This window comes from Acinetobacter sp. UBA3025 (assembly GCF_002367915.1).
Lineage (GTDB): Bacteria > Pseudomonadota > Gammaproteobacteria > Pseudomonadales > Moraxellaceae > Acinetobacter.
In genome coordinates, this window is sequence record NZ_DFDO01000258.1 from 1 (window position 1) to 7594 (window position 7594).

The 7594-nt window shown below is 39.7% G+C and carries 8 protein-coding genes; 5 read left to right on the plus strand and 3 right to left on the minus strand.

All coding sequences use genetic code 11. The features are described from left to right. On the plus strand, nucleotides 1-1826 hold a 1826-nt coding region (locus tag B4J23_RS10870; protein ID WP_291360592.1), incomplete at its 5' end, for an HD domain-containing protein. A 73-nt stretch (nucleotides 1827-1899) separates the two neighbouring features. Here the strand turns inward: B4J23_RS10870 and B4J23_RS10875 are convergent. After that, the gene (locus B4J23_RS10875) at nucleotides 1900-2958 is read right to left on the minus strand and encodes an RNA-guided endonuclease InsQ/TnpB family protein (protein ID WP_004787095.1); all 1059 of its coding nucleotides are present in this window, start codon (nucleotides 2956-2958) and stop codon (nucleotides 1900-1902) included. 131 nt (nucleotides 2959-3089) lie between these two features. Here B4J23_RS10875 and B4J23_RS10880 point away from each other — a divergent pair, with 131 nt between their 5' ends. The 3 genes from B4J23_RS10880 to bfr all read left to right on the plus strand — a co-directional run bounded on the left by B4J23_RS10880 (nucleotide 3090) and on the right by bfr (nucleotide 4577). Continuing rightward, nucleotides 3090-3473 (plus strand): RidA family protein, encoded by a 384-nt coding sequence (locus B4J23_RS10880; protein WP_004787096.1) that lies wholly within the window; start codon nucleotides 3090-3092, stop codon nucleotides 3471-3473. Nucleotides 3474-3691: 218 nt separating this feature from the next. Continuing rightward, nucleotides 3692-3886: a bacterioferritin-associated ferredoxin gene (locus B4J23_RS10885; RefSeq protein WP_159122679.1), complete on the plus strand. Its 195-nt coding sequence runs from the start codon at nucleotides 3692-3694 to the stop codon at nucleotides 3884-3886. Between the two features lie 226 nt (nucleotides 3887-4112). Beyond that, a complete protein-coding gene (gene bfr / locus B4J23_RS10890) occupies nucleotides 4113-4577 on the plus strand; it encodes a heteropolymeric bacterioferritin subunit Bfr (RefSeq protein ID WP_175966220.1) in 465 nt (154 codons plus the stop codon). A 54-nt stretch (nucleotides 4578-4631) separates the two neighbouring features. Here bfr and B4J23_RS10895 read toward each other — a convergent pair whose 3' ends face one another. Further along, nucleotides 4632-6266, minus strand: coding sequence for a PglL family O-oligosaccharyltransferase (locus B4J23_RS10895; RefSeq protein ID WP_175966222.1), 1635 nt, complete (start codon nucleotides 6264-6266; stop codon nucleotides 4632-4634). 87 nt (nucleotides 6267-6353) lie between these two features. Further along, nucleotides 6354-7088, minus strand: coding sequence for a TfpX/TfpZ family type IV pilin accessory protein (tfpZ, locus tag B4J23_RS10900; protein ID WP_175966224.1), 735 nt, complete (start codon nucleotides 7086-7088; stop codon nucleotides 6354-6356). 215 nt (nucleotides 7089-7303) lie between these two features. On the opposite strand from tfpZ, the gene B4J23_RS10905 reads away from it, so the two are divergent. Next, nucleotides 7304-7588 carry a pilin gene (locus B4J23_RS10905; protein ID WP_175966226.1) on the plus strand — a complete coding sequence of 95 codons (285 nt, stop codon included), beginning with the start codon at nucleotides 7304-7306 and terminating at the stop codon, nucleotides 7586-7588. The last annotated feature ends 6 nt before the right edge of the window (nucleotides 7589-7594 follow it).

Genomic DNA, 7594 nt, shown 5'->3' on the forward strand with positions numbered 1-7594 from the left:
AATTTGGTAGTACGGTTGCAGAGCTGGTTGATGGTGTCACCAAGCTCAGCCATTCCAGTGATAAAGAATATAATAAAGCGGCCTCTTTCCGTAAAATTCTGCAAGCGACTCTACAGGATCCACGTGTCATTATTGTGAAACTGGCAGATCGCTATCACAACATGACCACGCTGGAAGCATTACGCCCGGATAAACGCGCCCGTATTGCCCGCGAAACCTTTGAAATTTTTGTTCCAATGGCACGCTTGGTCGGCATGAATGAAATGGCTGATAATCTGGAACATCTCTGTTATCAGAATCTGGATCTGGATATGTATAACGATGTCCAGGCTGCCCTTCTAGAAACCAAGCCTAAACGTTGTGAATATCAGGCCAAATGGGAACAGAAACTTAATGAACTGCTTCAGCAATATGCCATTGAAGGCCGGGTTAAAAAGAAAAACAATAATATTGAGCTATTACGCCACTTTGTAAAAAATGATATTGATCTACAGGAACTTACGCATAGCCACGCATTTGAAATTATCTTACAGAGCATTGCCGACTGTGACCGTCTCGCAGATATTCTGACTGAGAGTTTTACGGTTCAAAATTATCAGGATAATATCCGTCGCCCTCTTCCGGGCGGCAACCAGTCTTTAACCATGCGCTTAAAAGGCGAAAAGACTACTTTATCGCTGACTATTCAAACTGAACTAATGCGTAAAGCCGCACGCTTTGGTGTCGTACTTGGTGAAAATGCCCCTCAAGCCTGCCGCTCTGCTATTCAGGCATCTATGCAAAACCTGAACGTACTCGTTGATGGCGAATGTGCCAAAACCACGTTCAGCGAATTACTGGATTATTTGCATCAGGAAAAAATTTGGGTTTATACCCCTCACGGTCATCTGCATGAATTACCGCAAGGTGCGACTGCAGTTGATTTTGCCTATGCTGCCAGCCTGTTCTTGGGTAACCATGCTATTGGTGCCAAAATTAATGGTGAAACTAAACCACTTTCTACGCCATTATTAAGTGGTCAGGTGGTTGAAGTCATCACTGACGTTCTTGCAACCCCAAACCCGGACTGGCTCAGCTTTATTAATACCCAAAAAGCCCGTCGTGCGATTCAGAATATCCTGCGTGATCAGGATATTGATGAACAGCGTCTTGTGGGTCAACAGGCCCTCAACCGTGCTTTAAAACTTTTCCAGTGTTCTATTCGTGATCTGACCGAAGCTGACTGGAAAAATGTACTAGAATGGCGTCATGTATCGACTAAAGAGCAACTATTTGAACAGATTGCTGTAGGTGACTTATTACCACAACTGGTTGCCAACCATTTATTTGCACATGACCAGCATCAAAATGCGAACAGTTCAGGTCGCCTTATTCAGGGTACAGAAGGTGTAGATGTTAAATACGCACATTGCTGCAACCCGGTACTTGGTGATCCAATTCAAGGTCATCTGACTCGTCGTGGCTTAATTGTGCATCGTGCCCGTTGCCATAATTTATTGCAGGAACAACATATGCATCCTGAAAATATTATGCCTCTACAATGGACGACTGAAGATTTGGATGATGTCAGCTTTACTGCCTATCTCTGTATTGATCAGGCCATGGACGATGAACAGATTTCCGATCTGATTTATCAATGTCGTAAAGGCCATACAGGTGTAGAGATGGTGCGTAATTATGATGGCAAAACTTATGTAAATATTGTGGTGCATAACCGTAAACAGATTGCCAAGATTATTCGTGATTTACGCATGCATTTTGGTTTTCCGCGAATTATCCGCTTAGAACAACCGCTCAATATTGCTGAAACCTCTAAAGCCAGTTAATCATTTAAAACGATAATGCTTTTGTCAGTTGAATTGATCTAATATGATGTATGTTGATGTTGACATCCTCCAGCTAAAGCAAGCGGATTCCTACTGCTAGACGCTCATGCCCAAGCGCAAGTATGTTCTTAGCGGAATTTAAATCACGATGATTTATACTTCCACACTCACATTCCCATACTCTTATTCGCAAATCTGTTCTACCTTTGGGACTGCTAGAGGTGATTTCACCGCAGCACGAACAGATTTGGGTTGTGAATTTCTCACTGACTTCCTCAAACAATACCCCTGCGTTCTCGCATTTATACTTGAGCATTGTTTTCAGTGCTGAAAATCCTGTGTCCAAAACAGATTTCGCCATCTTGGTTTTTACAAGTTTGCTCGCACTTAAGTCACCTACAACAATCAGTGCATTTTCTTTCACAAGCAGAGTGCTTGCTTTATGCAAATGGTCTTTACGACAATTGGCAATTTTAGCGTGTAATGCACGTACACGTTTTTTATTTCTTGCTCTTTGAGCAATCCCTAATTTCTGCTCGTAATTACGGTAAAACTTAGGATTTGAAATTACAGTACCATCTGAGCAGGTGGCAACGTCTTTTAGACCAAGATCAATACCAATCGCTTTAGTTGCCGTTGGTTTGTCTTGTTTAGGTGAGTCCACAACAAGACACACATACCAGCGCCCACGACTATCCTCAACGAATGAGCCTGTTCTCACGCTGTATTTACTTATGCCGTAGCTATCCCATAGCTTAAATTTCTGCTTGCCGTATTGCACATATCCATCAGCATATTTAATCGCTACTTTTTTAAATGGTATCCAACCAAGCGAACGTCTTGCTGACTTCTTGTTACTCACACGCCATTTCAGCTTTGCTTTCTTGTGTTGTCTTCTTTTATCAACATATTCTTCTGTTATCCCTTGCACTGTTTGACTATGCAAACCACACAATTTTGAAGTTCCTTTTGTGTATTGAGTCATATCAAATGCTGAGAAAAAGTCACCTGTTCTTTTCAGGTGTTTGAAACTCAAATCATTCACATAATTCCAAACAAAGTTCACCTCAGATGCTAATTGGTCTAGCACCTTGCAATGTTTGTCTTTTATGCGTAATTTAAGTGTTTTCATGAGCTTATTTTAGATCATGTTAAATTAAAGGTGTTGATTTTAAAAAATTCAACGACATTTTATGTCGTATCGCTTATATCTCTGCCCTGAAGGACAGAGTTTTACGCTCCATTTGATAAAAGGAGAAATTAATGTTCCGCCAAGTAATCCATACTGAAAATGCCCCTGCTGCCATTGGCACCTATTCGCAAGCCATTCTTGTGGGCGATACCCTGTATCTATCTGGTCAAATAGGTTTAGATCCATACAGCATGGAACTGGTTGAAGGCATTGAAGCACAGATTCGCCGTGTATTCGATAATTTAAAAGCCGTCTGCGAAGCGGCCGGTGGCTCTCTGGCAGACATCGCCAAACTGAATATTTATCTGACTGATTTATCGCACTTCCAGCTGGTGAATCAGATTATGGGTGAATATTTTGCCCAGCCTTATCCAGCACGCGCAGCACTCGGTGTTGCCAGCCTACCGAAAGATGCTCTGGTCGAGATGGATGGCGTAGTCATCATTCAGCAATAATTTTTAAAATTTATGTAACACCTAAGCTTCTATATTTCGTTTGCAATCATGAATCACTCAAGCAAAAACCCGAGCAATAATCGGATTTTTGCTTGAGTGATATTTTTTTATCTAAATCACCAATCACAATAAAAGCTATTTCAAATGATTTTTATTGACAAACGATAACAATTATCAATAATATTACTTATCTTATTTAAACACTGTGGTTGTGTCCTATGTACGTTTGTTTATGCCGTGGCATTACAGATCAAGACATTAAAGATGCTATTGCAAATGGCGCTGAAAATTACCGTGATGTACGTGAAATGCTTGACCTAGGTACATGTTGTGGTCGTTGTGCTCCTGAAGCTCGTATGATCATCAGTGATGAAATTTCCCAGATTGCTGCACGGCTAGCGGTTGCTGCCTAAAGCGGATAACGATAATTATAAAATCAATGGTCTCGTATCATTACTCCTCCCCCGCCTCTGACTCTGGCGGGTTTTTATTGCTTTATATTTCACCTGAAGCTTTTTGATTGCGATTTTCATTTGCAGTTCAATAAATTACTCGCCATTGCTCGCTCGATTGATTTAAGATAAGTTAATCAAAAACCCATAGCGATGAATGGGTTAACAGGCTATATGGAGTGATACGATGAAAGGCAATCGTGATGTAATTAATCAGCTGAACCAGGTGTTGTATCACCACCTTACAGCGATTAACCAGTATTTCCTGCATTCACGCATGTTTAATGACTGGGGCATTGAAAAACTGGGTTCGGCAGAATATAAAGAGTCCATCCGCCAGATGAAGCATGCCGATAAAATCATTGAACGTATTTTATTTCTAGAAGGCTTACCAAACCTACAACATCTTGGCAAATTGTATATTGGCCAGCATACTCAAGAAGTACTGCATTGTGATGTACGTAAAGTAAAAGAAAATATTGAAGTCATTCAGCAGGCTGTGGCTTTGGCAGAAACACAGATGGATTATGTGACTCGTGATTTAGTGCGAGAAATTCTGGAAAAAGAAGAGGAATATCTGGACTGGACTACGACTCAGCTAGATCTTATCGAAAGTGTTGGTATCGAAAACTATATTCAAAGCCAGCTCTAAACTTAGAATGAATCAATAAAAAAGCCAGCTCTTGCTGGCTTTTTTATATGGAATTTATCTTGGCATATCCTGAATCAATTCTTCATAACTGAGTTCGGTTTTTTGAATAACTTTTAAGCGTTGCAGCTGATGCTTGGCTTCATTTTCATAACCATTAAAAGCTAGCAGTTTGGCGTATTTAATCAGATTATATTTAGTTGGATAACTTAATACCATCTGCTCACCTGCTTGAATCTGTTCAGGGGATGCTTTGCTATAAGGGTTAAGACGAATCCAATCAATACGATGATTAAACTCTGTTAATAAATAGATTGGCTGCTGATTGGTGATTTTTTCGGGCTGTTGCTCATAACGAATACTTTGACCAAGTTTTGGCACAGCGACATCATAATCCCGATAGCTCACAATCAATAACAGCAGCCCCAATCCGAAAATAAGTTTCATTGCTATAGAAGGTAAGGTCACGGTTTTGATATTCGGATTTTGGGCTAGAACAGTACCTAAAATAAAACCTACTGGTAAAAGGAAATAGGCATAGTGCTGCGGAAACTCGAACATAGCATGAGTAAAAAAAGCTCCAATCATTAAAATACCAATGACAGACTCAGGAGTTTTCACCCATCTTTGAAGCTGATAACCTAAATAGCCGAAATAGGCTAAGAAAGGCAGACCAATAACCAGCCCATTCCACAGCAAGAAATCAATAATAAAGTTATGTGCACTGCGAATCCAGACCGGACCTTGAACTGTATCAGTGATCGAGACAAAGGCAACACTGGTCTGATACCAGCCATATCCAAACCATGGCTGTGCCTGAATTGCCGCTAGCATTTGCTGCCAGATCGCTAAACGAGACATATCGCCTGTTGCACGAGCAACTACATCACGGCTTTGTACCACCTGGGCATCCATAACCTGTGTTGCCAGTTGACTTAGCAATGGGAAAGCGACAATACAAGAAATAAATAAAATAAACCAAGCAATACTGTAATACCATTTCAGGCGAATAATCCCTTTATATTGGTAGAACACCAGATACAACATGATCGCAATCGCAGCCACCCAGGCTGTACGAGACTGGCTTAAAGCAACTCCCATAACAATAGGTAAAGCACAAGCCATGAGCCATTGGGTCGGGATTTTTTTCTTCTCATACAGATAAAGACAGCTCATCAATGCCATGACTAAAAAAGTTGCCATATTATTTGGCTGGGCGAAGTTGGCATAAGGTCGCTGATTACCACTAATATTTACCATACCAGGTAAGCTTGCATCCAAGTTAGTCCACTGACACAAAGCAATTAAACCTGTGATTGTTCCTGAAGCTAAAAATGCATAGCTTAAGTTGGTAAAAGTTTCTTCCCGATTAAGCTGCCCCGTTGAAAAGTTATAGCCTAATACAGCTGCCAGCCAAAAACTAAAAACATAAATTGTTCCCATCATGGCAGTACTAAAGAAAAATACTTGGCCTGCTAACAACTGGATCAAAGGAACACACGTCAGTGCTAATAAAGGCAAACCAATAGTAGGTAATTTAATTTTTTCTTTTAAGAAAAAAGCTGTAAGGGCAAATAATGCAAAAAAAGCATACAGCTCACCCGTGTAAGTAACCCATGGACGGTAATGTACGGGTATGAGCCAAGCGAGGGAGATCAGAATTGCTGCGAGCAGCACCAGCAGGAATTTCATGTGAACTTTAAGAAAAAGAAATTTTACTCATGATAAACAAAAAAGCAGTTTAGTGGTTAATCTGCTTTTGGGTTAGCTTAGAAGAAATTAGTTCCAAGGGCGGAGATCGACGATTTTAATGACTTCTGCGGTTTCCTTATTGACTAAAATAACCATAGCTAAACCATAGGTTTCTAAAGGTAACCATGCATTCGCTTCTGGATACACCTTAAGTACCTGCTGCACAGCCACCTTTGCATTCCATTGATTAAGCTCAGGTAGATCATGAGCTTTGATTTTCATCTGCTCTTGGACTTGATTAAGCGGAATATAACGTTCAGGGTATAGAGCTAGCGATATTCCATTCAACATCGCACTCATTTGCTCAATTTGTTGCTCCTGTGGATCTGCTGCTTGTTTAACAGCGACATATTGTGGCTGTAACCATGTAGGTTGCTGATATTGTGGTTGTGCGTGCGTAATATTCTCAGTTTTTAGTTCATTATTACGCACCAGTTCAAAACGATCATTATTGAATGCAATCCACACAGGGCGTGCTTGTGCAATGCTATATAGACCATAACTTAATGCCGCGATTTGAATTAAAATAATAACCGTTAAATCCATTTTTAAGGTTTTTTTGCCTTCTTTATAGGCCAACAGACCAAGCAAAGGCCCTAAAATTACATCTATAACCAATAACATTAAAAAAATATGGGTCACGCCTGCAGCTTTTGCGAGTGGTGATGGATACCACAATACAAAGACCACACAAATTACAATAAGTGCCACCAAAACTGAAATACATAGATGACTTAGAAAAAACTTAATGCGATTGTTCATTTTTTAATGGATTAAATAGATTAAATAGAAAACTCGATTTTAACGACAACCAATCAATAATCCTAATATTTTTTAGGATTGACACTTTTTGTCAGTTAATTACATTTTTTTAATATAAGCCCTAAAAAAAACACAACATTATGTTTTTTATTATATTTTAGAAGTGGAATGTTTTTTTGCATAGTTTGTTAAAAATATCACCTTTCGAGTTAAATATGCAAAAAGGTTTTACCCTCATTGAATTAATGATTGTTATCGCCATCGTTGGTGTTCTATCTGCACTCGCCATTTCAAGCTATTTCTTTTTTACCTTAAAAACCAGACTGAATACTGCACTTTATGAAGTTTCTTCAATTAAACCTGCTTATGAAGTTATTATTACTCAAAGTTCACCCACAACTCTAACTTATGCGGACTTAAACATAAAATCAGAAACAGCCCTATGCAAAATTGACATTGCGTTGCCTAGCTACAATACAGATGAAAGTAGGGTCTGTTGACACTTA

Excerpts from the sequence above, each read along its gene's own strand:
- B4J23_RS10895 (WP_175966222.1), bottom strand. The coding sequence starts at position 6,266 with ATGAAATTCCTGCTGGTGCTGCTCGCAGCAATTCTGATCTCCCTCGCT.
- tfpZ (WP_175966224.1), bottom strand. The coding sequence starts at position 7,088 with ATGAACAATCGCATTAAGTTTTTTCTAAGTCATCTATGTATTTCAGTT.
- B4J23_RS10880 (WP_004787096.1), top strand. The coding sequence starts at position 3,090 with ATGTTCCGCCAAGTAATCCATACTGAAAATGCCCCTGCTGCCATTGGC.
- B4J23_RS10875 (WP_004787095.1), bottom strand. The coding sequence starts at position 2,958 with ATGAAAACACTTAAATTACGCATAAAAGACAAACATTGCAAGGTGCTA.
- B4J23_RS10905 (WP_175966226.1), top strand. The coding sequence starts at position 7,304 with ATGCAAAAAGGTTTTACCCTCATTGAATTAATGATTGTTATCGCCATC.
- B4J23_RS10885 (WP_159122679.1), top strand. The coding sequence starts at position 3,692 with ATGTACGTTTGTTTATGCCGTGGCATTACAGATCAAGACATTAAAGAT.
- bfr (WP_175966220.1), top strand. The coding sequence starts at position 4,113 with ATGAAAGGCAATCGTGATGTAATTAATCAGCTGAACCAGGTGTTGTAT.